The 23,311-nt window shown below is 48.4% G+C and carries 22 protein-coding genes; 13 read left to right on the top strand and 9 right to left on the bottom strand.

The window, feature by feature from the left end; genetic code table 11:
- Positions 1 to 54 precede the first annotated feature (54 nt).
- Entirely contained in the window at positions 55 to 1,278 is a 1,224-nt protein-coding gene (locus B0680_RS05110) for a BaiN/RdsA family NAD(P)/FAD-dependent oxidoreductase (protein WP_078254156.1), read from the bottom strand.
- A gap of 204 nt (positions 1,279 to 1,482) precedes the next feature.
- On the opposite strand from B0680_RS05110, the gene pgsA reads away from it, so the two are divergent.
- On the top strand, positions 1,483 to 2,136 hold the full coding sequence (gene pgsA, locus B0680_RS05105; protein WP_078254155.1) for a CDP-diacylglycerol--glycerol-3-phosphate 3-phosphatidyltransferase: 654 nt from the start codon (positions 1,483 to 1,485) through the stop codon (positions 2,134 to 2,136).
- Positions 2,137 to 2,219: 83 nt separating this feature from the next.
- On the opposite strand, the gene B0680_RS05100 is transcribed toward pgsA, so the two are convergent.
- The 3 genes from B0680_RS05100 to nadR form a co-directional block, all read right to left on the bottom strand.
- On the bottom strand, positions 2,220 to 2,654 hold the full coding sequence (locus tag B0680_RS05100; protein WP_078254015.1) for an Mpo1 family 2-hydroxy fatty acid dioxygenase: 435 nt from the start codon (positions 2,652 to 2,654) through the stop codon (positions 2,220 to 2,222).
- Positions 2,655 to 2,766: 112 nt separating this feature from the next.
- Positions 2,767 to 3,525, bottom strand: a complete 759-nt coding sequence (pnuC, locus tag B0680_RS05095) for a nicotinamide riboside transporter PnuC (RefSeq protein ID WP_078254014.1) — start codon at positions 3,523 to 3,525, stop codon at positions 2,767 to 2,769.
- On the bottom strand, positions 3,522 to 4,577 hold the full coding sequence (nadR, locus tag B0680_RS05090; RefSeq protein WP_078254012.1) for a multifunctional transcriptional regulator/nicotinamide-nucleotide adenylyltransferase/ribosylnicotinamide kinase NadR: 1,056 nt from the start codon (positions 4,575 to 4,577) through the stop codon (positions 3,522 to 3,524). The genes pnuC and nadR overlap by 4 nt, the downstream gene beginning before the upstream one ends.
- A 220-nt stretch (positions 4,578 to 4,797) precedes the next feature.
- Here nadR and B0680_RS05085 point away from each other — a divergent pair, with 220 nt between their 5' ends.
- From B0680_RS05085 to B0680_RS05065, 5 genes are all read left to right on the top strand, one after another.
- The gene (locus B0680_RS05085; RefSeq protein ID WP_078254011.1) at positions 4,798 to 5,031 is read left to right on the top strand and encodes a PspC domain-containing protein; all 234 of its coding nucleotides are present in this window, start codon (positions 4,798 to 4,800) and stop codon (positions 5,029 to 5,031) included.
- A gap of 354 nt (positions 5,032 to 5,385) precedes the next feature.
- Complete coding sequence (gene glyQ / locus B0680_RS05080; RefSeq protein ID WP_078254010.1) at positions 5,386 to 6,327, top strand: glycine--tRNA ligase subunit alpha; 942 nt, start codon at positions 5,386 to 5,388, stop codon at positions 6,325 to 6,327.
- Positions 6,327 to 6,680, top strand: a complete 354-nt coding sequence (locus tag B0680_RS05075; protein WP_078254008.1) for a hypothetical protein — start codon at positions 6,327 to 6,329, stop codon at positions 6,678 to 6,680. Before glyQ ends, B0680_RS05075 begins: the two co-directional genes overlap by 1 nt.
- A 27-nt stretch (positions 6,681 to 6,707) precedes the next feature.
- Positions 6,708 to 8,774 (top strand): glycine--tRNA ligase subunit beta, encoded by a 2,067-nt coding sequence (gene glyS, locus B0680_RS05070; RefSeq protein WP_078254006.1) that lies wholly within the window; start codon positions 6,708 to 6,710, stop codon positions 8,772 to 8,774.
- Positions 8,775 to 9,175: 401 nt separating this feature from the next.
- Positions 9,176 to 9,394 carry a hypothetical protein gene (locus B0680_RS05065; RefSeq protein WP_078254005.1) on the top strand — a complete coding sequence of 73 codons (219 nt, stop codon included), beginning with the start codon at positions 9,176 to 9,178 and terminating at the stop codon, positions 9,392 to 9,394.
- Positions 9,395 to 9,528: 134 nt separating this feature from the next.
- On the opposite strand, the gene upp is transcribed toward B0680_RS05065, so the two are convergent.
- The 4 genes from upp to B0680_RS05045 all read right to left on the bottom strand — a co-directional run bounded on the left by upp (position 9,529) and on the right by B0680_RS05045 (position 13,928).
- Entirely contained in the window at positions 9,529 to 10,173 is a 645-nt protein-coding gene (upp, locus tag B0680_RS05060; protein ID WP_078254004.1) for a uracil phosphoribosyltransferase, read from the bottom strand.
- 112 nt (positions 10,174 to 10,285) lie between these two features.
- Complete coding sequence (gene ispE, locus B0680_RS05055; protein ID WP_078254002.1) at positions 10,286 to 11,164, bottom strand: 4-(cytidine 5'-diphospho)-2-C-methyl-D-erythritol kinase; 879 nt, start codon at positions 11,162 to 11,164, stop codon at positions 10,286 to 10,288.
- Positions 11,165 to 11,186: 22 nt separating this feature from the next.
- On the bottom strand, positions 11,187 to 11,759 hold the full coding sequence (locus B0680_RS05050) for an outer membrane lipoprotein LolB (protein ID WP_078254001.1): 573 nt from the start codon (positions 11,757 to 11,759) through the stop codon (positions 11,187 to 11,189).
- 51 nt (positions 11,760 to 11,810) lie between these two features.
- Positions 11,811 to 13,928 carry a tetratricopeptide repeat protein gene (locus B0680_RS05045; protein WP_078254000.1) on the bottom strand — a complete coding sequence of 706 codons (2,118 nt, stop codon included), beginning with the start codon at positions 13,926 to 13,928 and terminating at the stop codon, positions 11,811 to 11,813.
- Between the two features lie 237 nt (positions 13,929 to 14,165).
- Here B0680_RS05045 and hemA point away from each other — a divergent pair, with 237 nt between their 5' ends.
- The 4 genes from hemA (at position 14,166) to B0680_RS05025 (ending at position 18,987) form a co-directional block, all read left to right on the top strand.
- On the top strand, positions 14,166 to 15,509 hold the full coding sequence (gene hemA / locus B0680_RS05040; RefSeq protein WP_078253999.1) for a glutamyl-tRNA reductase: 1,344 nt from the start codon (positions 14,166 to 14,168) through the stop codon (positions 15,507 to 15,509).
- 176 nt (positions 15,510 to 15,685) lie between these two features.
- On the top strand, positions 15,686 to 16,816 hold the full coding sequence (locus B0680_RS05035) for an aminotransferase class V-fold PLP-dependent enzyme (protein WP_078253998.1): 1,131 nt from the start codon (positions 15,686 to 15,688) through the stop codon (positions 16,814 to 16,816).
- 230 nt (positions 16,817 to 17,046) lie between these two features.
- Complete coding sequence (locus B0680_RS05030; RefSeq protein ID WP_078253996.1) at positions 17,047 to 17,385, top strand: YegP family protein; 339 nt, start codon at positions 17,047 to 17,049, stop codon at positions 17,383 to 17,385.
- A gap of 99 nt (positions 17,386 to 17,484) precedes the next feature.
- Positions 17,485 to 18,987 carry an aminoacyl-histidine dipeptidase gene (locus tag B0680_RS05025; protein ID WP_078253995.1) on the top strand — a complete coding sequence of 501 codons (1,503 nt, stop codon included), beginning with the start codon at positions 17,485 to 17,487 and terminating at the stop codon, positions 18,985 to 18,987.
- A gap of 120 nt (positions 18,988 to 19,107) precedes the next feature.
- On the opposite strand, the gene B0680_RS05020 is transcribed toward B0680_RS05025, so the two are convergent.
- Positions 19,108 to 19,845: a dienelactone hydrolase family protein gene (locus tag B0680_RS05020; protein ID WP_078253993.1), complete on the bottom strand. Its 738-nt coding sequence runs from the start codon at positions 19,843 to 19,845 to the stop codon at positions 19,108 to 19,110.
- Between the two features lie 156 nt (positions 19,846 to 20,001).
- Here B0680_RS05020 and B0680_RS05015 point away from each other — a divergent pair, with 156 nt between their 5' ends.
- The 3 genes from B0680_RS05015 to lnt all read left to right on the top strand — a co-directional run bounded on the left by B0680_RS05015 (position 20,002) and on the right by lnt (position 23,246).
- Positions 20,002 to 20,466: a YcgN family cysteine cluster protein gene (locus B0680_RS05015; RefSeq protein WP_078254154.1), complete on the top strand. Its 465-nt coding sequence runs from the start codon at positions 20,002 to 20,004 to the stop codon at positions 20,464 to 20,466.
- Positions 20,467 to 20,618: 152 nt separating this feature from the next.
- Complete coding sequence (locus B0680_RS05010; RefSeq protein ID WP_078253992.1) at positions 20,619 to 21,491, top strand: HlyC/CorC family transporter; 873 nt, start codon at positions 20,619 to 20,621, stop codon at positions 21,489 to 21,491.
- 150 nt (positions 21,492 to 21,641) lie between these two features.
- The gene (gene lnt / locus B0680_RS05005; RefSeq protein WP_078253990.1) at positions 21,642 to 23,246 is read left to right on the top strand and encodes an apolipoprotein N-acyltransferase; all 1,605 of its coding nucleotides are present in this window, start codon (positions 21,642 to 21,644) and stop codon (positions 23,244 to 23,246) included.
- Positions 23,247 to 23,311: the final 65 nt, after the last annotated feature.

Raw genomic sequence — 23,311 nt, 5'->3', positions numbered from 1 at the left:
TAATGGGGTGATTGGTTGGGTGTGATTATTTTAAAATGCAACCCAAACACCATATCACCATTTCATCCCGATACTTTCGGCGCAGGCATAGCCACTTGCCCATGCCCAAGCAAAATTATACCCACCAAGCCAGCCAGTCACATCGAGCACTTCACCGATGAAATATAGGTTGGGTTGCAGGCGAGATCCCATTGTCTTGCCCGAGACATCATGAGTATCGACACCGCCACGAGTGACTTCGGCGACTCGGTAGCCTTCAGTGCCACTGGGTTTGAGCGTCCAAGCGTTCAGCGTTGTGGCGATTTGGCGCAGGGTGTCATCTTTGAGATTGGCAAGCTCGGTGTCTTTGTGCGCTTGCCATAGATGATTTTCGAGTGCGGTGAGTAGTTTTTTGGGCAGGATACCTGCCAAAGCGGTGCGTACAAGCTGTTTTGGATGTGATTTTTTGGCGGATAATAACAGCTCGGCGATGTCCGTCTGCGGTGCTAGATTGATGGTGATGCTCTCGCCTAAGTGCCAGTAGTTGGATAGCTGGAGCATGGCAGGGCCAGATAGTCCACGATGTGTAAATAGCAGTGGCAGTGTGAAGCTTATCTTATCATTGGATGCGATGACATCTAGGCTTAGTCCTGCTTGTGATTTTATCAAATCGCCTGTGGCATCGGTAAAAGTAAACGGCACTAAGGCAGCTTCGGTGGGGACTATGGTATGCCCAAACTGCATCGCCACCTGATAGCCAAAGCCACTTGACCCAAGTGTCGGAATGGATAGACCACCTGTGGCAATCACCAGATGCTGACATTGATAAGTGGTGGTTGTGCCGTCTTTTTTGTGGGTGGTGCTAAGTACAAAGCCGTTATCATCGGTGGCACGAATGCTATCAATGACAGTATGCAGATGGATACCGACGCCAAAGTCTTGGCACTGTTTTAGTAGCATATCTAAAATATCTTTGGCACTGTCATCACAAAATAGCTGTCCATGCTCTCGCTCATGATAGGCGATATGGTGCTGATTGACTAGGGCGATAAAGTCATCACTGCCGTATTTGGACAGGGCGGATTTGACAAAATGCGGATTTTGGCTGATAAAATGTCGTGGCTCAACTTGGCGATTGATAAAGTTACACCGTCCACCGCCTGACATCAGGATTTTTTTGCCGGCTTTGTTGGCGTGGTCGAGCACGAGCACCGATTTGCCAAAGCTTGCCACATTGAACGCGCAAAACAGCCCCGATGCCCCTGCACCGATGATGATGGTATCGACTGTATGGCTCATAATGCGTGTCCTTGATGGTGGTTGATGATGATTGATGATAGTTTGGCAAATCTGTAAAGCTTTTGGCATTTGTACTGTCGCCAAAATCGCTATGGTAACATTTTTGCCACCCAAAAGCATTAACCATCATCGCCAAAATCCACAAAACTTATGGCAAATCCTGTCAAAATTAGGTATCATAAAGCAAATTTCTTGAGTGTGATTATGAGTACAGACACACCGCAGACCAAGCCTGCATCGGTTTTTAATCTGCCAAACAACCTAACCATAGCACGCATTGTGATGATTCCTTTGTTTGTGGCGATTGCCTATTGGCCGCCGGCACTCGGTATCGGCGTGCCTGCGATTTCGGATAATGCCATCGCACGGCTTGGGATGAGTGAGTTTAGCGATAGTTTATTACGCTATTTTGTGCTGACTTTGGTGTTTGTATTGGCGGCATTGACTGATTGGCTTGATGGTTATTTGGCACGCAAGATGAATATCACATCGGCATTTGGTCGTTTTCTTGACCCTGTGGCGGACAAGTTGATGGTCGCAGCGGCGCTGATTGTGCTGGTGCAGTGGCATCCAAACATCGTGATGGCGACATCGGCGATTGTCATCATCTCTCGTGAGATTGCCGTGTCGGCACTGCGTGAGTGGATGGCGGAGCTTGGCGCACGCACGAGTGTGGCGGTGTCATATGTAGGTAAGCTTAAGACGACTTTTCAGATGGTCGCCATCACTGTGCTACTGCTCAACTGGGAATCGCTTGAGATGATTGGCTATGCGCTGATGGTGATTGCGGTGATTTTGACCCTATGGTCGATGATGATTTATCTCAAAGCCGCTTGGCCGTATCTCAAACAGCCATGACTTGGACGATAAATTAAGATGATAAAAAGTCGGGAATGGCTCCCGACTTTTTTGTTTGGCTTAAGTGTGATTGGCTGATCAAATCACCCACCCAATCGCCGACCCATATCATGCACCACCCATGCAGGGCCGATGAGCAAAAATTGCAAATCTTCAAAGAATGACGGCTTAGCGCCTTCAATTTTATGCCCGACAAATTGCCCAATCCAAGCGACGACAAACAGCCCAACCCAAAACCACACCGACACCGGCAGATAATAGACAATCATCACGCACAGCGCCATAAATGCTAACATCTGCACAAATAGCACCAACGATAACCGCAAATAAAAGAACAGCACGCCCACAGCAATCACTGCCAATAATGCAATATGCACATGATACAATAGCGCTACGATACATAGGAAAATCACCGGTACGCATAGCCAATGGATGGATTTGTTGGTGGGGTTTTGATGGCTGACGGCATAGTCATCGAGCCATGTTTGTAGTGATTTTTGACTGACGAATAATGACACGGTAACTCCTTTTATTGACACTTCCAAGATTGTCTATACTGTACCAATTTTTGGGCAATTTTCAAAGGATTTTTGCAAAAAATAAAGACCGCCACAGGGCGGTCTTTGGCTGTCAGCGGATGCCTTTGGCGAGCTGTTCGCTGCGATACCAGCCGTACAAGCCCACCACTGCATTGACTTGATAAATCACTGTCTGGATGGCAAAGATGGTGTTGCCCGTCATGATATTGACGATGAGCCACACGGCATTGACTAGAATCCACAGCCACCAGTTGAATGAATAACGCAAAATCATCGTCGCCTGTGCGGTGATGGATAGCACAAAGCCAATGACATTAATCCAAAAAAAGTCAATCATCCCCAAAAAACGACTGCCATCATCACTGATGACACCATAGCCCTGCGCCTGTAGCCAGCGGTTAATCACAGGAAATAGCAAAAGCCCTGCGATGATAAAGATGACGGTCAATAGCCAGACATATTTGTTGGCGGATTTTGGCACCATATCGCCATCAGCATCGGTGTTGCTTGCCCAGTATTTGACCCCATAAGCATGGCTAAAGAAATTAAACAGTGGCGCAAGCATCAAGCCCACCGCCCCTGATGTCGCCTGCACCACCACTTCGCCTGCGGTGGCAAGCATCCCAAGCCCGTTGCCTGCGATATTTTTGCGAAAGCTTAAGCCCACGACGCACAATAGACCAATGATAGATACCGCAAAATAAAACCAGTCGAGTGCTGTCTGCTCGGTCGTCGTCCAAAAGCCAAAAAACAACGCAAGCAAGCCACAGCTGAACCAAATCAGCACCCAGTACACGCTCCAGTCGTGCTTGCCAAAGCCGGTGATATTATCCAGTAGTGCGATTTTCATAGGGTGGCATCCTTTGGGTGTCGTGTAGAATAAGTTGGCATCTTGCCAAGTATGTGCGTATCAATCCACAAGACGGCTTGTTGATAGCGTGCGTGATAATTATCATCATCAATCACATGATGGCGGATGTCATGTCGAGCCAAGATATCAAGGAGCGTCTGGGCAAAGTGGCTACGAGCTTTGGTATCGCCAAGTCGGCGCATCCCATCGGCGACCCAAGTGACATTATTATCCAAATAAATGGTGAAATCTAAGCGAAAATTATCGGCAAGGCTTGCCACCACAGGGTGCGTGCGGTTTTCATATACTTCACAAAATGCCTGCGTCGTCGCAAAATCCGTATCCACAAGTGTAATGGGTGCGGTGGCAGCAGCGGTGGCCTCTGTGATGGCTTTGGCGTGATTGATGGCAATTGGCAGATAATCACTGTACTGTAAGCCAAGCTCCGTACCGCCTAAGTGTGAGTGTGTATAAAGCCGTCCCATCTCAAGTGCGACAGTTGCGCCATAGTGATTGGCAAGCTTATGAATGAGTGTGGTTTTGCCCGAGCTTTCGCCACCGACGATGCACACCGTCTGCGTATAAAAATAGCGACACGCAGGCGCAAGACGGTCAAAATTCATCAAAGGATTGGTCTGTATCATCAAGCCATCATCTAAGGTGGCGGCGATGATGGCGGTCGGATAGGTGGATTGGCTCAAAGGGTGCTTGCTTGCGATGATGACATCATCGAGCTGTAAGGCTTGGCAAATCGCATCAATGCTGTGATTGGCATGGCGACTGCTACGATAATCAAAGTCCACACTGGATAAGCCAAGACTTGCCACCGTATGCACTCGCACAAAGGCAAAATGCTGACACGCCACCTGCACCCATCGGGCGACATCACTAAGATTTGGCGTGCGACCGCTTGGCGTGGCAATGCCTGCAGATGCGGTGATGACGATATGCAAGGTGTTGGCAAGCTTGCTGGCGTCGTTGATGTCGGCAAGATGACCCAAATGCAATGGGGCAAAATCACCGATGAGTAGGGCATTGTTCGCCTTTGTCATCTTGTCATCCTTTGTAAAGCTATGTTGTGTTTTGTATAAGGGGGTGTTTTGCGCTTGAAATTGTTGATAAGAGCTACCATCTAAGTAGCAAGTCAGCTGGCAATGCACGCTTTGTACAAATATTACAAATTAACATTATACCTAAGTTGCATATTGCTGGCAAGTCATCGTTAATAACGACTAACAATTCATTATGGCAATCATCATACGGAGTGATTTTATGGCAAAACTCATCAAACTTCACCGCTCACAGAACCATCGCATGATTGCAGGGGTGATGGGCGGTATCGCTGAATATTTGGGATGGTCGCCAACGATGGTGCGCCTAGCTTTTATCATCATTTCGTGTGCAAGCGCTGCCGTGCCGGGGATTTTGATTTATTTGGTGCTGTGGCTGATGATGCCAAATGCCACACCGGCATCGTATGCAGATTATGGCGTCTATCGTTCGTAATGGGTGTGAAATTTTGTTCTGCGACATCCCATAAAGATGTCCCACAAAATCCACCAAAATCTTGAAAAAGAATGGAAAAAATGCCCGTTGTTTAGTACAATGGGCATTATTTTTTATCTTAATTTTAGGGCGTGTTGAACTTTGGTATTTGCAATGAAAAATGAGAAAAATCGCACGTTTTTCAAGGAAAATCATGCAGTTAATATTAAAATATTAACAAACGATTTGACGAAGAAAAACAAGATTTAGCCATTTTTCATGCAAAAATTGATGAAAAGTATTAAATTTTTATCATATTTTGTGACAATGTTATCAATGTTCAACACGCCCTACATGAAAATCGGGCGATAACTCATGACTTTTCAACAAATTATTCTCACTCTTCAAAACTACTGGGCGTCTCGTGGCTGTGTCGTGTTGCAGCCTTATGACATGGAAATGGGCGCAGGCACATTTCACACGGCGACATTTTTGCGTGCCTTGACCCCCGAAAAATGGAACGCCGCCTATGTCCAGCCATCACGCCGTCCGACCGATGGACGCTATGGCGACAACCCGAACCGCTTACAGCATTATTATCAATTCCAAGTGGTGCTAAAGCCAAACCCTGCCAATATCCAAGAGCTGTATTTGGGTTCGCTAGAAGCGTTAGGGATTGATACCTTGACCCATGATATCCGCTTTGTCGAAGATAACTGGGAGAGCCCAACGCTTGGTGCGTGGGGCTTGGGCTGGGAAGTGTGGCTAAACGGCATGGAAGTCACGCAGTTTACATATTTTCAGCAAGTCGGCGGTATCGAGTGCTTCCCTGTGACCGGCGAAATCACCTACGGTCTTGAGCGTCTTGCCATGTATATTCAAGGCGTCGATAGCGTCTATGATTTGGTCTGGACGGACGGCGAATTTGGCAAAGTCACTTATGGCGATGTGTTCCACCAAAACGAAGTGGAGCAGTCCACCTATAACTTTGAATACGCCAATGTCGATAAGCTGTTTGAGCTGTTTGACTTTTATGAAGCTGAAGCGGATAGACTTGTCGCGGTGAATTTGCCACTGCCCGCTTATGAGATGGTGCTAAAAGCAAGCCATACCTTTAACTTGCTAGATGCTCGTGGGGCGATTAGTGTGACCGAACGCCAACGCTTTATTTTGCGTGTGCGTACGCTCGCCCGCAAAGTGGCGGTGAGCTATACTGAAGCCCGTGCCAAGCTTGGCTTCCCATTGGCGGATGAAGCTCATAAGGCAGAAGCACTGGAGAAGTGGTTGCCAAAAGACGAACAAGCGGAGAATAAATAATGAAAGCAACGAAACTGATTTGGGTTCTAGGTCTATCTGCGTTCCTAACCGCCTGTGGTTTTATCGGCGGTAATGATAATAGCGATGATAAGGGCGATACTACCGAACAAACCAGTCGTCAAGATAATCAAAGCGACAACGATCGTGATAGCGACCGCACCAACGACGCTGATAATGACCGTGATAATGATGGTGATAATCAAGGCAATCAAGGTGATGACGACCGAGATAACGACCGCCAAAATGACAACGACAACGATCGTGACAATGATGATGACAATGATAACGATCGTGATAATGAGCGTAATCAGGACAACGACCGTGACGATGACGGCGATAAAAAAGATGATTGATACTATTTGAAAAATTTCGGAAAAGCTATGACCACAATCCTATTTGAACTTGGCACCGAAGAGTTGCCACCAAAAAACCTAAAGACCTTGCGTGATGCCTTGACGGACAATGTCAAAGCCGCCTTGGATAGCCAAAATATCACTTATCAAGCGATTAAGCCTTTTGCTGCGCCACGCCGTCTAGCACTACAAATCGTCGGCATCAGCGACAAACAGCCTGACCGCACCGAACAAAAGCGCGGCCCTGCTATCAAAGCGGCTTTTGATGCCGATGGCAATCTGACCAAAGCAGGTCTTGGCTTTGCAAGCGGACTTGGCATCACCAAAGATGACATCATCACCATCAGCACCGACAAGGGCGACTATATCGGCTATGAATTGATGGTGCAAGGTAAGCCAACCACCGAGCTGTTGCCTGCCATTTTCCAAAAAGCCCTAGATGACTTGCCGATTGCCAAGCGTATGCGTTCAGGAGCGAGCAAAGAAGAATTCGTCCGCCCTGTGCAGTGGGTGGTACTGATGGCGGATAATGCGGTGATTGACGCCACTATCCAAGGGCATAAGGCGGGTAATCTGACCCGTGGACATCGTTTTCATGCGCCAGATTTTGTTGAAATTAGTCATGCTGATGACTATGAATCTGTGCTACATAATGCCAAAGTCATCGCTGATTTTGATAAGCGTCAAGCATCTATCAAAGAACAAGTCGCCAAGCTGTCTGATGAAGTTGGTGCGGTTGCCATCGTACCTGATGAGCTACTTGATGAAGTCACAGCACTGGTGGATTTGCCAGTGGCACTACGGGCAAGCTTTGAAGAGCGTTTCTTGGCAGTACCTCAAGAAGCCCTAATTAGCACCATGCAGGCGGATCAAAAGTATTTTTGCTTGACGGATACCAATGGTAAGCTACTGCCTTACTTTGTATTTATTAGTAATATTGAAAGTAAAGATCCAAGCCAAGTGATTTTTGGTAACGAAAAAGTCGTACGCCCACGCTTATCAGATGCTGAGTTTTTCTTTTTGCAAGACCAAAAACAGCCCCTATTTGCCTTAACCGAGAACCTAAAAAATCGCATTTTCCAAGACAAACTTGGCACGATTTGGGAAAAATCAGAGCGTATCGCAAGCTTGGCTGCGATGATTGCCACCCACATTGGTGCTGATTCTGAGTACGCCATCCGCGCCGCGCATTTGTCAAAATGCGACCTTGCCAGTACGCTGGTCGGTGAGTTCCCTGAGCTACAAGGCGTGGCGGGTACTTACTATGCTCGCCTAAATAACGAGCCATCGGCGGTGGCAGATGCCATTGAAGAGCAATATTTGCCAAAATTTGCCGGTGACAAACTGCCTGCCACCGACATCGGCACCGCCCTTGCTTTGGCGGATCGCATTGATACGCTCGTTGGGATTTTTGGGATTGGTGAGATTCCAACAGGGTCAAAAGACCCATTCAGCTTGCGCCGTGCATCGATTGGTGTACTGCGTATTTTGATCGAAAAACGCCTAAACTTAAGCCTTGGCGAGCTGATTCGTCAGGCATTGGCAGGCTACGGCGATAAGCTTAGCGATGCTGCCAAGACCTTTGATGAAGTGATGGACTTTATCAATGCCCGCTATCGTGCGATGTACAGTGAGCAAGGCGTGGCGGTCGATACCATCCAAGCGGTGCAAGCGATGGATATTGATGTGCCGATGGATTTTGATGACCGTATCCGTGCGGTCGAAGTGTTCCGCAGTCTGCCACAAGCGGGCACACTTGCGGAGAATAACAAGCGTGTCGCCAATATCCTAGCCAAAGCCGATGTCGCTGTCAGTGATGCGGTCGATGAATCGCTATTGGTCGAAACTGCCGAAAAATCACTGTTCGATGCGGTAAAATCTGCCCAAACGGCGGTTGCGCCACTACAGGCTGCCGCTGATTATCAAGCGATTTTGACGACTTTGGCAAGCCTGTCAGAGCCTTTGACTGCATTCTTTGATGGCGTGATGGTCAATAGCGATGATGCCAAGCTCAAAAACAACCGCCTAGCACTGCTACAACAGGTGCGTAATCTGTTTATGCAAGTGGCGGATATTAGCTTACTTCAAGGTTAATTGCCCTAATGCAAAAACACCATCGGCTCAAGCTGATGGTGTTTTTGTTTGGGGTGTCAAGGGATTGCCTTATGTGGATGGAAAGCATTAAATAAGTTCTGCAATCAATATAAGTGTTGTAGAAGCAGCCATAACCACTGTATTTGCATAGTGATGATCGATATGATAACGATCGAATGATTGGAATTTTTAAGCAATTAATATGATCACAAAGGGCGGGCTTAGAAAATCATGCCCGCAAGTATCGTCCCTAATTGGTATGGGTTTTTGAGGTCTAAATAACCTATGCAGTCGTGAACTAATATATCACATATCGACGGTAGGGCTAAAAGGTGATATTATGTATAGTGATGATAGCAAATTAAATTCTTACAATCGTAAAGAAATGGGGGTGTAAAAAAATGGTAATTGATATTGCAAAAGTTATTCGTGATGTACAAGTGGATAAAGAAAAGTTTGCAGTAGAAAGAATGAAAATGCAAGCTGAAATTGATGAGGCTATCAAGAAAGCAAAACGTCACCCACCATCATCTGTCATTGTAGCAGCTATCGCTTGTTTTGGCAGTATCGTGATTGCATTGATTGCAGCGGTTACATTTTGGCTAATAAATACAGTTTAACCATAAATAAAATGCCGTTTCTATCAATTTTAATTGATATCAAGTTAACATTGTTTATGCCATCTTTTTGATTTCTAAATTAAAAAAACGCAGGTTGTCTTATCATCAACCTGCGTTTGATATCTCACAAGCACTTACAACTGCTTAGTCCCAAAAATCTTATCGCCTGCATCACCTAGACCTGGAATGATATAGCCGTCTTCGTTGAGATGGCTGTCTAGGGCGGCGGTGTAGATTTTGACATCAGGGTGCGCTTCATTGACCGCGCGCACGCCTTCGGGGGCGGCGACGAGCACTAGGGCTTTGATGTTGGTGCAGCCGTGTTTTTTGAGCATATCGATGGTGGCGACCATACTACCGCCTGTGGCTAGCATCGGATCTAGGATGAGCGCAGGGCGACGGTCGATGTCATTGACAAATTTCTCAAAAAACGGCACTGGCTCAAGCGTCTCTTCGTCACGCTGTAGTCCCACGACCGAGATTTTGGCGGTTGGCAATAGATCTAGCACGCCATCAAGCATCCCAAGACCTGCACGCAGGATAGGAACGACGGTGACGGTCTTGCCTTTGATCTGCTCGCCTGTGATTTCACCGCACCAGCCTTGCATGGTGAAGGTTTCGATTTCAAAATCACGGCTGGCTTCATACGCCATCAAGCGACCTAACTCATTGGTTAGGGTGCGAAATTTATAGGTGCTACTGTCTTTTTCACGCATCAGCGATAGCTTGTGTCGCACGAGTGGGTGATCGATAACTTGAATATTTAGCTCAGTGGTCATAAAACGCCTTAATTATCGTATTATTAAAATTATATAAATAAATCGCTCGGATTTATGGCGTCATGATAGCAATTTTTGGCAAAAATTGCATCAGTTTACCGATAATTTTCTCTCAATAATCATACAAACTCATCGCCACCACGCTTGGACAGGGGGCGGACAGTTGCCATGCGGTCAAGGTCGCATCATCAATCTCATCACTAATGGGCAAAAACACCGTGCTACCTGTGCCACTCATGCGGGCGGTGGCTTTGGCATCTGTCTCAAGCGTACGCAGATAATCCAGTGCCGTGCGTGTTGCAGGCGAGCTATCAAGGGCAATCGGCTCAAACACATTGCCAAACTCAGCCGTCAGCACCTTGCCATAGTCATCATAGCGTGTGTCAATGTCGGTGAGCACAGGGCAGTTTTTTTGAAGTGATGGATGACCAAAATACTGCGCTGTGGATAGATGGTCAGGTGGCAAAAGTAGCAAATAGCGTGCTGATGGTAGATGTAGCGTACTCAACAGCTCGCCAATCCCCATTGCTAGTGCATCGGCTTGATGAGCATGGCTAAAGATAAAAAACGGCACATCCGCCCCAAGCTTTGTCCCATAAGCGATCAGCGTCTCTGTATCTAGCCCAAGTTGCCATAGTGTATTGACGGCAAGTAGTGTCGTGGCGGCATTGCTTGAGCCGCCACCTAGCCCTGCGCCGGTGGGGATTTTTTTGTCCAGATGGATGGCGATGGGGCGTGCCTTGTCCGCATGGTGCTTGGCAAGTAGCTGTACGGCTTTGACAATCAGATTATCATTGATATCATCGGTCAAGGTGTCCGCACCTGTGAGCACGACAAGCGGTGATGCGGTATCGTCAATGAGCGAAAAACTCATCCAATCGCCAAAATCAATGGCACGAAACACGCTTTGCAACTCATGATAGCCATCTTGACGCTTGGCGGTGATGTGCAAAAATAGATTGAGTTTGGCAGGGGAAAATAGCTCAAGCATCCAAATTTACCTGTCAGTCTGCTTATTGATGAGTAATGGTCATTACCACACGATGTCCGTCCGTGTGGGTGATGCGTAGGCGATTTGGCTGTGTGCCTTTGTATTCAAAATTGGCCGTCCATGCGCCATTGACCGCTGTCGCTAGGCGGTTTTGGGCGTCATAAGTCTGGGTGCTGTCGCTTGGTGCACTGCGTCCGACAATCCAATAAGGCAGCTGTGAAATCGGCGCTTGCCAGCCGGTTGCACTCAGTAGCAATTCTTCGGGGCTGTCTGCGCTGATGAGCCCTGTGCGTTCGCTGTTTAGGGTGGCGGTGCGTCCATCGTAGCGGATTTCGGTTGCGCCGATACCGAGTGCGCCGGTCAAATCGATGCTAAAGCGGTCATCTTCTTGCGCCCAAGCATAAAAGGCACTACCGCCTTGTGCGCCTGTGTCTGTCTGTGTGGTGATGCCGATTTTGCCAGTGGTGCTAAAGCGGATAGGCGCATCAGCGGTTGGCAGGGCGCTTGGGTTTGCTGGTTTGACCGCCTGAGTGCTAGCACAAGCAGAGAGCAGTAGCGCAGATGCACAGATGGCAATTAGGCTGATTTTTTTCATAAAAAAATCCTTGAATATTATCAATAAAATGCGTGAAATTTTTAAAAATTCTTAATAGATTTGGCTATCAGCGGTGCTGTTTTGACCCACGCCAAAACGAGTTTGCATATCAGCAAGCAGGGCATTGACCGATGCCATATCGCCTAGCCCTTGATAAGCGCGCAATAAGGTGATGCCGACATTGAGCGTTGGCGAGACATCATAAGGGGCTTGTAGATAGTCGATGACCGCTTGATAATCGCCTTTTGTCAAGGCGTGATTGCCAAGCACAAGCAGGGCATCAAGCTGTAGCTGACTGTCATAAGCTGGGTCATCAAAGCTGATGTTGCTGATTTGGCGGGCGATGTTAAGTGCTTCGCTGTCATCAGGGTTTTGGCTTAGGCGGAATTTGGCGTCAGCAAGCTGATATTCTGGATTAAAATCATCAATCTCAAGCAGTTTGTCAATCGCTTGGCGTTTGTCTTCGGGTTCAAGCTCATCTTCAAGTAGTTTGTAGCTTGCGTACAGTAGTCTGTCATCATCGGGATATTCACGATTGGCAAGGGTCAATAGGTCTTTGGCGTGTGCTTTGTCGCCTTGACGCAGATAAATCTCGGCTTGTAGGATATAGCTGTCGGTGGCATAGCTTTCAAAATCATCACGCAGGCGAGTCAGTGTACTGATGGCGGCATCGGTGTTGTTTTCCATCAGATAATAGCCGACGACTTTGGTGCGAGCGTCGAGTATATGCTCGTAGTGATTGACCTTTTCATAATGCTGTCGTGCGTGGGCGATGTCACCGAGCCGCTCATAGCCGATACCCATGTAGTAGTGGGCTTGACTTGCCAAATTTGGGTTATTAAGTAGTGTCTGTAACACGGCGATGGCATCGGCATTACGCCCGCTATCAAGACCAACCAGACCCGCTAGAAGTGTGACATCAGGGTCATTAGTCTGCTTGGTGGCAAGGGTCAATAAATTCCATGCGCTGGTTAATTCGCCTTTTTCGATGAGATAGCGGATTTCGTATAGGTATAAATCTTTTTCTTTGGGTAGTTTTTTGCGGACTTGATGTAGATAAGTCCACAGCTCATCCATGCGATTGGCTGCACGCAAGATATCTAGCTTTAGGGTGATGAATGCCAAATTATTCGGCTCAAGCTTGAGCGCTTGATTGACATGAAGTCGAGCTGCATCAAGCTCACCAAGTCCCATCAAGATACCTGCTCGTAGCACCGAGATGGATGCGTTATTTTCGCCAAGATTTTGTAGTGCGTACAACAGCGCACGCTTGTCATCGGGATTGGTGGGAATGACGCCGGTCAAAATCTGCCCAAGATCCGAGCGGGGATCATAGTGCAAGATGGTCGAAATCATGCTAGCAGCTTGGCTGTATTCGCCTGCTTTGAGCGCCAAATGCGTCACATAAAACCACGCAGGAATATGCTCAGGGTTCTTATCCTGCCAAGCGGTGGCAAAAGCAAGCGACTCAGCGGGCGACTCAAACTCAATTGATAAGCTCAGCGCACGCTCAAAGACGCTTGTGGCGTTATCTTTGAAGGATTCTGCCTTATAAATGGTCAGTGCTTTGCCAATCTCACCCCGATCGGCGGCAAATTCTGCATCGAGCAGGGCATATAAATCAGGCGTCTCAAGCATCGGCTCAATATCCCCTGCAATCAAGGTATCATCGAGCAGTACCGCAGGCAAATCAAGCGCATCATCTTGGATATTACCCTGTAGGGTATCACTATTGGCAGTGCCATCGGTTGTGGTATCGGCATTGTCACTGATATCTGAACTGACATCGATACTATTTAGTGTATCTGTTGGCGTATCTATTAGTGTATCTGCATGGCTGTGATTGACATCGCTATTGCCATCACCATTACCATCCGTAGGACTCTTTGTCTCTGTGGCAGTTTGGGTGGGTGTATCGCTGTCGGTGCTTTGGGCAGATTTATAAAAAGGTAATAAGATTTTTAATAAAGGGTCAAACACATTAGCGCTGGCAACAGGGCTGACAATAAGTGCGCCAATGCCGATGGTTGTGATGGCGATGGTCAAAGGTCGCTTGATGAATGACTTGGACGAGCTTGTGTGCAGAATTTTTGGTGATGATGTCTGCTCATGCGCACGGCTTGTGGCATGATGGCGAGCAAATAAGCGTGTGTGCCAAAATTTTTTCATCATCGCTCAATTATCAAAATCAATCAGCTTATTATAAAAGGATTTTGGATAAGTGCAAATAAAACTGTCAAAATCTGCACCCAAATGCACAAAAATCGCACGCTTGGGCGAAACCTGTGTAAGAATTGACCAAAATCCATCAGTAAAACTTGTAATTTGTTAGGCAGATAGCAATAAAACTGATATAATACATCGTTTATTTTCTTAACCACTGATTTTCATCCGCATGGGTTGCCTATGAAACTTGCCGTCATTGGCGTCAATCACAAGACCGCACCTGTTTCGCTACGGGAAAAGCTGTCGTTTGGCTCAGACATGGGGCAGGCGATTGGTGAGTTGTCGCAGTTGGTCAAGGGTTGTACCATCGTTTCTACTTGCAACCGCAGTGAGCTGTATTTTGGTATCGAAGAAGATGCCGATACTACCGCTGATGTGGCTGATGGCGAAGATGTGCCGTTGTCAGCAGGGATGCAGGCGGTCAGTCAGTGGCTTGCCAAGTTCAAAAATATCTCATACGACGAGATTGCCCCTTATTTATATACTTACGAAAATTCTCGAGCGTTGAACCATTGGCTGCGTGTCGCAGCTGGGCTTGACTCGATGATTTTGGGCGAGCCACAGATTCTTGGGCAGATTCGCCAAGCGGTGGCGATTTCTCGTGAGCATGGCGGGGTGGATAGTGAGTTTGGTTGGCTGACTCAGCAGGTGTTTGCTGCGGCGCGTACGGTGCGTCGTGATACCAAAGTTGGTGCGCAGGCGGTGACTTTGGGCTTTGCCACAGCCAAGCTTGCGACGCAGATTTTTGATGACCCGAGTAAGCTGACCTTGTTGGTGGTGGCAGCAGGCGAGATGAATCGCTTGGTTGCGCACAATGTTGCGGCGCTTGGCTTGCACAAAATCATCATCGCCAATCGCAGTGCCGAGCGAGCGCAGAACCTAGCTGATGAGCTGACACAGATGATGCGTGATAGCGGTCGCGCGACGCAGATTGAGATGGTGGGGCTCGATAGATTGGGCGAAGTGCTGTCGCAGGCGGACATCGTCAGTAGCTGTAGCGGTAGTATGCAGGCACTCATCGATGTGGCGATGGTCAAATCCGCACTCAAACAGCGTCGCCATCAGCCGATGCTATTGGTGGATTTGGCAGTGCCCCGAGATATTGAGCCTGCGGTAGGTCAGCTTGACGACATCTATCTGTATTCGGTCGATGACTTACAGCACGTCATCGCAGGCAATCTTGCCGAACGCAAACAAGCCGCCGTCGAAGCCGAACTGCTCGTCGGACAGCTGGTCGCCGATATCGAGTCGCAGATGCAGGTGCAAATCGCTCGTGGGCGTATCAAAGACTACAGACAAATGGCAGATACGCACAAACAGCGCCTACTGGCTAAGGCGATGGCTCGTATCGATGATGGCGAAGATGCCAAAGCGGTGCTGACTGCCTTTGCCCATGAGCTAAGTCAGACGCTGACGCACAGTCCATCACGGCTGATGCGTCATGTCGCCAAGACTGCCGATGCGCAGACGCTTGAGATGGTGTCGGATGCACTGATTCATAGCTATCGAGATAAGCAGGTATAATACCTGCTTTTTTGTTGCTTATCATTTCTCAACTAAATAACCAGTATTTGACTTGTCGGTCGCTTGATTTTTTGGCGTGTGCTTGGTACAGTGTGGGTATCGGATTTTGATAAGGATTGACACTGCCGATGATGAATGGCGGTGGTAGTCCAATTTAACAAGACAAGGAGTACACCATGCCTGCATTACGACACGACATCGACCCTGATGGACTTTTGGAATATTCGGTGGTCTATACTGACCGTGCGCTCAATCATATGTCAGCACAGTTTCGAGCAGTGATGACTGATTTATCCAGTGAGCTAAAGGCGCTGTATCATGCCGATGCCGTCGCCATCGTACCGGGCTCTGGCACATCGGGCATGGAAGCGGTCGTGCGTGCCTTGGCAGCGGACAAGGACTGCGTGGTGGTGCGTAATGGGTGGTTTAGCTATCGCTGGACACAGATTTTGGATGCCACAAAGGTCGCCAAATCCGTCGAAGTATTCAAGGCGAGTCAGTCGGATAATGACGGCGTGGTGCAGTTCGCCCCTGCCAACATTGAGACGGTGACGGCATATATCCGCGAGCATCGCCCGCAGATGGTCTTTGCGCCCCATGTCGAGACCGCATCTGGCATGATGCTGTCTGATGACTATATCCGTGCGCTGGCTGATGCGGTGCATGAAGTCGGCGGTCTGCTTGCCATTGACTGTATCGCATCGGGCTGTATTTGGCTTGATATGCAGGCACTTGGTATCGATGCGCTATTGTCTGCACCCCAAAAAGGTCTGTCAAGCACCCCATGCGCAGGACTTGTCATGCTCTCAGACACTGCCAAAGAAGCCGTGCTTGCCAGTACGCCATCAAGCTTTGCACTGGATTTAAAGGCATGGCTAAACATCATGCTAGCTTATGAAAACGGCGGTCATGCCTATCATGCGACCATGCCAACCGATGGACTCAAGCAGCTGCGTGATGCACTCTTGGAAGCTCGTGACATCGGCTATGACACCCTAAAAGCCGCCCAAATCAAGCTTGGCACACAAATCCTAGCCGTGCTAAACGCCAAAGGCATCCAAAGCGTCGCCGCACCATCTGCCCAAGCCTATGGCGTCGTCGTCTGCCATGCGCCAAGCGATGCGGTGCATAAGGGCGCAGCCTTTGCCGAAGTGGGCGTACAAATCGCCGCCGGCACACCGCTACAAGTCGATGAGCCGAGTGATTATAAGTCATTTCGCATTGGGCTGTTTGGGCTTGATAAGCTCATCGATGTCGATGGCACGACCGAGCGATTTGCCCGTGCTGCCGAACAAGTGTTTGGCTGATAATGATGTGAGCGATGATAAAAAGGACGGCGATGGCTGTCCTTTTTTTGCTGTGTGAATTGAGCACAGGGCAGTTGTTTGTATTTGACAAAAAAATTACATCCATGCGTAACCGCTTGTTAAATATTGTAAATGGATAATTAAATCGATTGTAAATGCCAAGCGATGGCGTATAATGATGCTAAGCATGAGTTCATGCGATTTTTAATCGTCTTTTTAAGGAATACGCCATGACAACTTGGTTTGAATTGAGCAAAAGCTCAGACGGACAATTTCATTTTTCACTAAAATCAGACACAGGCACTTTGCTAAAAAGTGAAGCCTACGCTGCCAAAGCATCGGCGCTAAACGGTATCGAGTCAGTCAAGAAAAACTCAACCGAAGATGGTCGCTATGAACGCAAAGAAGCCAAAAACGGCAAACCGATGTTCAACCTAAAAGCATCAAACGGTCAAGTCATCGGTACAAGCCCAATGTTCGCTGATACTACTGCATCAGAAGCGGCGATTGAGCTTGTCAAGCAAACCGCAGGCGCAGCCGAGACTCGTGAAATCACAAGCGAAGCATAATTGGGCAAATCGCCACAAAATGGCAAGTTTGCCTTGAAAAATCAACAGGCTAGGTGTATGCTTAGCCTGTTTTTTTTGTGTTTTTTTTAAGGATAAAAAATGAGCCTAAATCAAGCTGCTTATGAGCAAAATCTAGCAGTCATCAAAGACTTTGCGCCCCAAAGCCTATGGCAATGGTTCGCCCGCATCTGCGCCACACCGCACCCAAGCTACCACGAAGAAGCGCTTGCCAATGACATCGTGGCATGGGCGACATCTCGTGGCATGACAGCCTATCGTGATGGCGTGGGTAATGTGATTATCAAAAAAAGCGCCAGTGATGGCATGGAAGATTATCCTGTCGTCGCCCTGCAAGCACACCTAGATATGGTGCCCCAAGCCAATGCTGATACGGTGCATGACTTTGCCACCGACCCAATCGCTCTGCGTATCCATCCTGATGATGGCGAGTGGCTGATGGCGACAGGCACGACGCTTGGTGCGGATAATGGTATCGGCATGGCAAGCTGTCTTGCGGTATTAGACAGTGATGACATTGCCCATCCACCGCTTGAAGTGCTATTGACCATGACCGAAGAGACGGGCATGGTGGGCGTGTTTGGGCTACAGCCACAGACTTTGTCCGCCAAGATGATGATTAATACCGATACCGAAGAGATTGGCGAAGTGTATATCGGCTGCGCTGGCGGTATCGATGCGGATATGAGCCTACCGGTGGATTGGCAGGCGTCACAGTTTGATACGGCGTTTGATTTGACCATCAAGGGCTTGCGTGGTGGGCATTCGGGGATTGATATTCATAAAAATCGTGGCAATGCCATCAAAATTATGGCACGCATTTTGGCGGATGTGCAGGCACGCTTTGCCGATAGCTTTGCCATCAGTGCCATCACAGGTGGTACGCTCAGAAACGCCATTCCCCGTGAAGCATCAGTGAGTATCGCCTGCCACACTGCTGATAAAGATAGCATCTTGACCATCATCCGCCAAAGCATCGATACCATCACTCATGAGATTCGCCAAGTCGAACCCAAATTCACCGCTATCATCGGCGAGAGCAACGCCCCAAGCCAAGTGCTCGATACACCAAGCACTGCCAAAGTGATTCATCTGATGAATACCCTGCCAAGTGGCGTGGTGCGATATAGCGATGTCGTGACTGATACGGTTGAGACTTCATTGTCATTTGGCAAGGTGGTGCTGACGACTGATATGCTTGACTGCACGCTACTGATTCGCTCATTGATTGAGTCGGGCAAGGCGGCGGTGTGTCAGACGCTCTCAAGTATCGCTACGCTTGCCGGTGCTGATGTGAAGTTCGACGGTGATTATGTCGGCTGGACACCAGATACCGAGTCTGCCATCACAGCGACCACCATGCGACTATATACCGAGATTTTGGGGCGTGTGCCAGAGATTAAGGTCATCCATGCAGGGCTTGAGTGCGGACTGATTAAGACCAGCCATCCTGCGCTTGACATCGTCTCTATCGGCCCAACCATCAAAAATGCCCATTCACCTGATGAAATGGTGCATATCCCGTCGGTGGCGACCTATTGGCAACTCTTGACACAGATTTTGGCGAATGTGCCAAAGGCATGATGTTAAATATCTCAAATAAACATAAAAACCGCTCAAATTGCCGATTTGGGCGGTTTGTCTTAGGTGTAAAAAAGCCGTCTGAAATTATCCAAACGGCTTGCGGTGCTTGATAAGATGGGATTACAAATTATCCTTCATAAACTGCACCATCTTATCCCAGCTTGCTTGGGCAGCGTCGGCATGATAGCCCAAATCTACGCCGTTCTCACGAGCGCGGTCATCGGCGTGCGGATTGCTAAAGCCGTGCTTAGCACCTTCATAGACATCAATCTCGTGGCTGACTTTGGCGGCGGTCAGCTCATCACGCAGTCCATCGATGGCGGCCATCGATACCATGCTGTCGGCAGCGCCGTGGGCGACGAGTACTTTGGCGGTGAATTTGCCTTCGACGGCAGGCGTGATGGGCGTAGGATTGCCGTGGAAAGTGGCGACGGCTTTGAGTGGTGTGCCTAGTCGTGCCATGTCCAGTGCGATTTTACCACCAAAACAAAACCCTGCAATGCCAATGCGTGCGCCATCTACCTGTGGCAATGCCGCCACCGCATCAAAAATCACCCGACAGCGGTTCATCAGCTCATCCGAGTTTTCAAGCATCTGCGTCATCCATGCGTTGGCTTGGTGTGCATCGGTGGTCATTTTGCCATCGCCATAGATGTCCATCGCTACCGCCACAAAGCCTGCTTTTGCCAAGCGTTCGGCGACGGTCTTTGGATGCTCGACCACACCCCACCATTCAGGGGCGACAAGCACGGCAGGGGATGTGCCATCAGTCGGTGTGTCTGTCGGCATGGCGACATAGCTGTGTAGTGGCGTGCCATCTGGTGCGGTGGCGGTCAAGGTGTTTGTGCTGATTGTCATGATGTATATCCTTAAATAAACCAAAAATTCACGGATGTGTAGGGATAACTTAACAAGGGATTTTGGGCAAGTCAAGCGGTTTTTTGGGTGGATTTGCGGTACAATATTCAACCACAGACACCACAATAGATACTTTGATGGCTACCAATGATTATGATGACCGACAATCAACTTCGCCCACGATTTTGGGAAATTTATCCGCTTAATGAACTGAACAATGATGAATGGGAAGCGCTGTGCGATGGCTGTGGCGTGTGCTGTTTGGTGAAGTTTCTGGACGATGACGATGTCCGCTACACCGAATACACCGATGTGGCGTGTCAGCTACTTGATTGCACGACGGGGCATTGCTCGGACTATGCCCACCGCCAACACACCGTGCCTGACTGTATCCGCCTGACTGCGGCGGATTTGCCAAATATGCTGTGGCTACCCCGTCACTGCGCCTACAAGCGTCTATATCTAGGGCAGCAGCTACCACCTTGGCACAAGCTACTCCACGACGGCATCAACCACAAAGTAGGCTTTGCTAAGGTGTCATCAGCAGGTCGCTGTGTCAGTGAAGTGGGCATGAGTGATGAAGCCATCGAAGAGCGTATCATCCGCTGGGTAAAGCTCTAAAGATAAGCTTGTATCGTGGCTTGGCGGACGATGAGTGGTACAATTGTACGCAAAATTATCCAAAATCCGCAAAAAGCCACTTGAATAATCCGCATCAATACGCTAAATTAAAAGCGAAAATTTCAATAACACGAGGTTAAATTATACCGCTGATGTCTGATGACAATTCGAGTAGTTGGTCAATGCGGGGGCTTAAGCGTTGGTTATCGACTGCGCCTGAGACCCGAGATGATTTGCTAAAATTGGTGCAGGAGTCGCGCCAGTTTCTAGAGCCTGATACGGTTGATATGCTAGAGGGTGTGCTGGATTTGCCTGCCACGCAGGTGCGTGAAATTATGACGCCACGCCCACAGGTGCACGCTGTGGCGAGTGATGATGATTTATCCGACATCCTATCGGTGGTGCTTGAGACAGAGCATTCTCGCTATCCTGTGTTTGATAGCCATGATGATAATGCGGTACTTGGGATTTTGCTTGTCAAGGATTTGATTCCACTTCTCAAAAACAAAGCCGATGGCATTGATGCACCACTGCGTATCTCAGACATCGTGCGTAAGCCTTTGTACATCAGTGAGACGGCGCGTTCAGATACTCTACTTCGCTCCCTACAAAAAGCCCAAGTGCACATGGCGGTCGTCGTCGATGAGTTTGGTTCGGTGTCGGGTGTGGTGACGATGGAAGATTTGCTCGAAGAGATTGTCGGCGACATCGTCGATGAGCATGATGACATCGATGAAGATAGCGATATTAATAATATCGTCCCACATCCCGATAAGGCGGGCGTGTGGCTTGTGCAGGCATCGACATTGATTAGCGACTGCAACGAAATCTTGGGCAGTCATTTTGATGATGCTGATGTCGATACGATGGGCGGGCTTGTCATGCAGGCGCTTGGCTTTGTCAGCCATCTAGAAGGCGAAACCGTGCTGATTGATGATTGGCAAATCACCATCGTCGATGTCGAAGGGCGATTTATCCACCTGCTTGAGCTGACTTTGGTAGCGCAGGCGGAAGCTGAAGAATAAGTGATGTTGTAAAACCTGTCTTGATGGCAGGTTTTATTATTTTGGGGCGTGGCGATGGTTAATTGGTATGAATAATTTACTGATAATCTTGCCAAAATCTGCTACACTTAAGCGTTTATCCCAAGTGATGTTAATTAGCCAAGAGTTCTCATGAGTACAGCGACTGCAAGTACACCCAAACTAATCCGCAACCGCAAACATGCCACCCAAGCCAAAAGTCTGCCGATGGCACTTGCCATGCCGATTGCATTGCTGGCAGGGGCGATATTTAGCTTATCGCTTGCGCCGTATTATCTGTATCCTATCGCTATCATCTCGCCGATGGTGCTGTATGTGCTATTGCTAGGCGCAAAAAACCCAAGACAGGCATTTTGGCTGGGGGAAGCCTATGGCTTTGGCACTTGGGCGGTGGGGGCGTTTTGGCTGTTTACATCCATCCATCAATACGGCGGTATCCCTGCATGGCTTGGCTATGTGATGATTGGGCTGATGGCGCTGATTATGGGGCTGTTTCATGCGGTGATGGCGTGGGCTTTTGTGCGATTTACAGCACACCAGCCGTTGGCTTTTGCAGGTTTTTGGGTGGTGCAAGAGTGGCTTAAGACTTGGTTTTTGACCGGTTTTCCATGGTTGTTTGTCGGTTATGCCTTTACCGAAGTGACATGGCTCAATGGCATTGCGCCGATGGTGGGTGTATTTGGGCTGTCGTTTTTGGCGGTACTGTTTGGGGCGGCGACCATTGAGCTGTTTCGAGTGCGTGGGGGCTATATGCTTATCAGTGCGGTGCTGACGGGTATTGCGGTGCTATTGAGCCTTGCTAATATCCACTGGACGACACCGACGGGCAAATCAAGCAGTGTATCGCTCGTGCAGGGTAATATTCCCCAAGATATGAAATGGCTTGCCGAGTACCAAATGCAGACGCTTGGCATCTATGCAGGGCTGTCGCAGTCAGAGTGGGGGCGTGATATCGTCATCTGGCCAGAAGCCGCCATTCCAATCCTTCAAGATGACGCATGGCCATTCATCGCCGAAGTGGCAAATCATGCTTATGAATCAAAGAGTGCTTGGGTGACGGGCGTGCCTTATCGTGAAATCCATCAAGATGGCGCAGGTATGGATTTGTACAACAGTGTGATGGCATTTGACGGTACGCAAGCAGGCGTGTACAAAAAACAACGCCTTGTGCCATTTGGCGAGTACATTCCGTTTGGCGGTCTGCTTGATATTTTGCCAAATCTTGCCGGTATGCAAAACGCTCAAGGCTTTAGCCGTGGCACTGATACGCAGTCGCCACTGATTGCCAATGGTGAGAAAATGGGCTTGGCGATTTGTTATGAAGTCGCTTATCCTGATACCACTCGCCGTAATGCCATTGATACCGACTTTTTATTGACCGTGTCCAATGATGCATGGTTTGGCACATCAGCAGGTCCGATGCAGCATCTACAGATGGTGCAGATGCGTAGTCTTGAGACGGGTCGCTACTTTGTGCGTGCCACCAATAATGGCGTGACAGCGATTATCAATGAAAAAGGTCAGGTGATTGCAAGCCTACCGCAATTTGAGCAAGCGGTATTGCGTGGCGATGTGCCAAGCATGACAGGCAAGACGCCATTTATGATTCTTGGACATTATCCAGTGTTGATTATCGGTATCTTATTGATTTTATTAAGTATCTTGGCAAATCGTATGAATAATACCAGTGCCAAAAAAGAAAAATACTACACTGCCAAAGGTGTCGCTGACCGCTAAGTGTGATGAATAATTCCTTAAATATTAAAAGGAATTGTACAAAAAGCGATAATTTGGTATATAAT

The organism is Moraxella pluranimalium (assembly GCF_002014825.1).
Taxonomy (GTDB): Bacteria; Pseudomonadota; Gammaproteobacteria; order Pseudomonadales; family Moraxellaceae; genus Moraxella; species Moraxella pluranimalium.
Note: the sequence above shows the minus strand (reverse complement) of the source record. Positions and strands in the feature narration are given on the sequence as shown.

Excerpts from the sequence above, each read along its gene's own strand:
- B0680_RS05015 (WP_078254154.1), top strand. The coding sequence starts at position 20,002 with ATGACCGACAATCAACTTCGCCCACGATTTTGGGAAATTTATCCGCTT.
- nadR (WP_078254012.1), bottom strand. The coding sequence starts at position 4,577 with ATGACAAAGGCGAACAATGCCCTACTCATCGGTGATTTTGCCCCATTG.
- B0680_RS05025 (WP_078253995.1), top strand. The coding sequence starts at position 17,485 with ATGAGCCTAAATCAAGCTGCTTATGAGCAAAATCTAGCAGTCATCAAA.
- B0680_RS05035 (WP_078253998.1), top strand. The coding sequence starts at position 15,686 with ATGCCTGCATTACGACACGACATCGACCCTGATGGACTTTTGGAATAT.
- pgsA (WP_078254155.1), top strand. The coding sequence starts at position 1,483 with ATGAGTACAGACACACCGCAGACCAAGCCTGCATCGGTTTTTAATCTG.
- ispE (WP_078254002.1), bottom strand. The coding sequence starts at position 11,164 with ATGCTTGAGCTATTTTCCCCTGCCAAACTCAATCTATTTTTGCACATC.
- B0680_RS05010 (WP_078253992.1), top strand. The coding sequence starts at position 20,619 with ATGTCTGATGACAATTCGAGTAGTTGGTCAATGCGGGGGCTTAAGCGT.
- B0680_RS05065 (WP_078254005.1), top strand. The coding sequence starts at position 9,176 with ATGGTAATTGATATTGCAAAAGTTATTCGTGATGTACAAGTGGATAAA.
- glyQ (WP_078254010.1), top strand. The coding sequence starts at position 5,386 with ATGACTTTTCAACAAATTATTCTCACTCTTCAAAACTACTGGGCGTCT.
- B0680_RS05030 (WP_078253996.1), top strand. The coding sequence starts at position 17,047 with ATGACAACTTGGTTTGAATTGAGCAAAAGCTCAGACGGACAATTTCAT.
- B0680_RS05050 (WP_078254001.1), bottom strand. The coding sequence starts at position 11,759 with ATGAAAAAAATCAGCCTAATTGCCATCTGTGCATCTGCGCTACTGCTC.
- B0680_RS05075 (WP_078254008.1), top strand. The coding sequence starts at position 6,327 with ATGAAAGCAACGAAACTGATTTGGGTTCTAGGTCTATCTGCGTTCCTA.
- pnuC (WP_078254014.1), bottom strand. The coding sequence starts at position 3,525 with ATGAAAATCGCACTACTGGATAATATCACCGGCTTTGGCAAGCACGAC.
- glyS (WP_078254006.1), top strand. The coding sequence starts at position 6,708 with ATGACCACAATCCTATTTGAACTTGGCACCGAAGAGTTGCCACCAAAA.
- B0680_RS05045 (WP_078254000.1), bottom strand. The coding sequence starts at position 13,928 with ATGAAAAAATTTTGGCACACACGCTTATTTGCTCGCCATCATGCCACA.
- lnt (WP_078253990.1), top strand. The coding sequence starts at position 21,642 with ATGAGTACAGCGACTGCAAGTACACCCAAACTAATCCGCAACCGCAAA.
- hemA (WP_078253999.1), top strand. The coding sequence starts at position 14,166 with ATGAAACTTGCCGTCATTGGCGTCAATCACAAGACCGCACCTGTTTCG.
- B0680_RS05020 (WP_078253993.1), bottom strand. The coding sequence starts at position 19,845 with ATGACAATCAGCACAAACACCTTGACCGCCACCGCACCAGATGGCACG.
- B0680_RS05110 (WP_078254156.1), bottom strand. The coding sequence starts at position 1,278 with ATGAGCCATACAGTCGATACCATCATCATCGGTGCAGGGGCATCGGGG.
- upp (WP_078254004.1), bottom strand. The coding sequence starts at position 10,173 with ATGACCACTGAGCTAAATATTCAAGTTATCGATCACCCACTCGTGCGA.
- B0680_RS05085 (WP_078254011.1), top strand. The coding sequence starts at position 4,798 with ATGGCAAAACTCATCAAACTTCACCGCTCACAGAACCATCGCATGATT.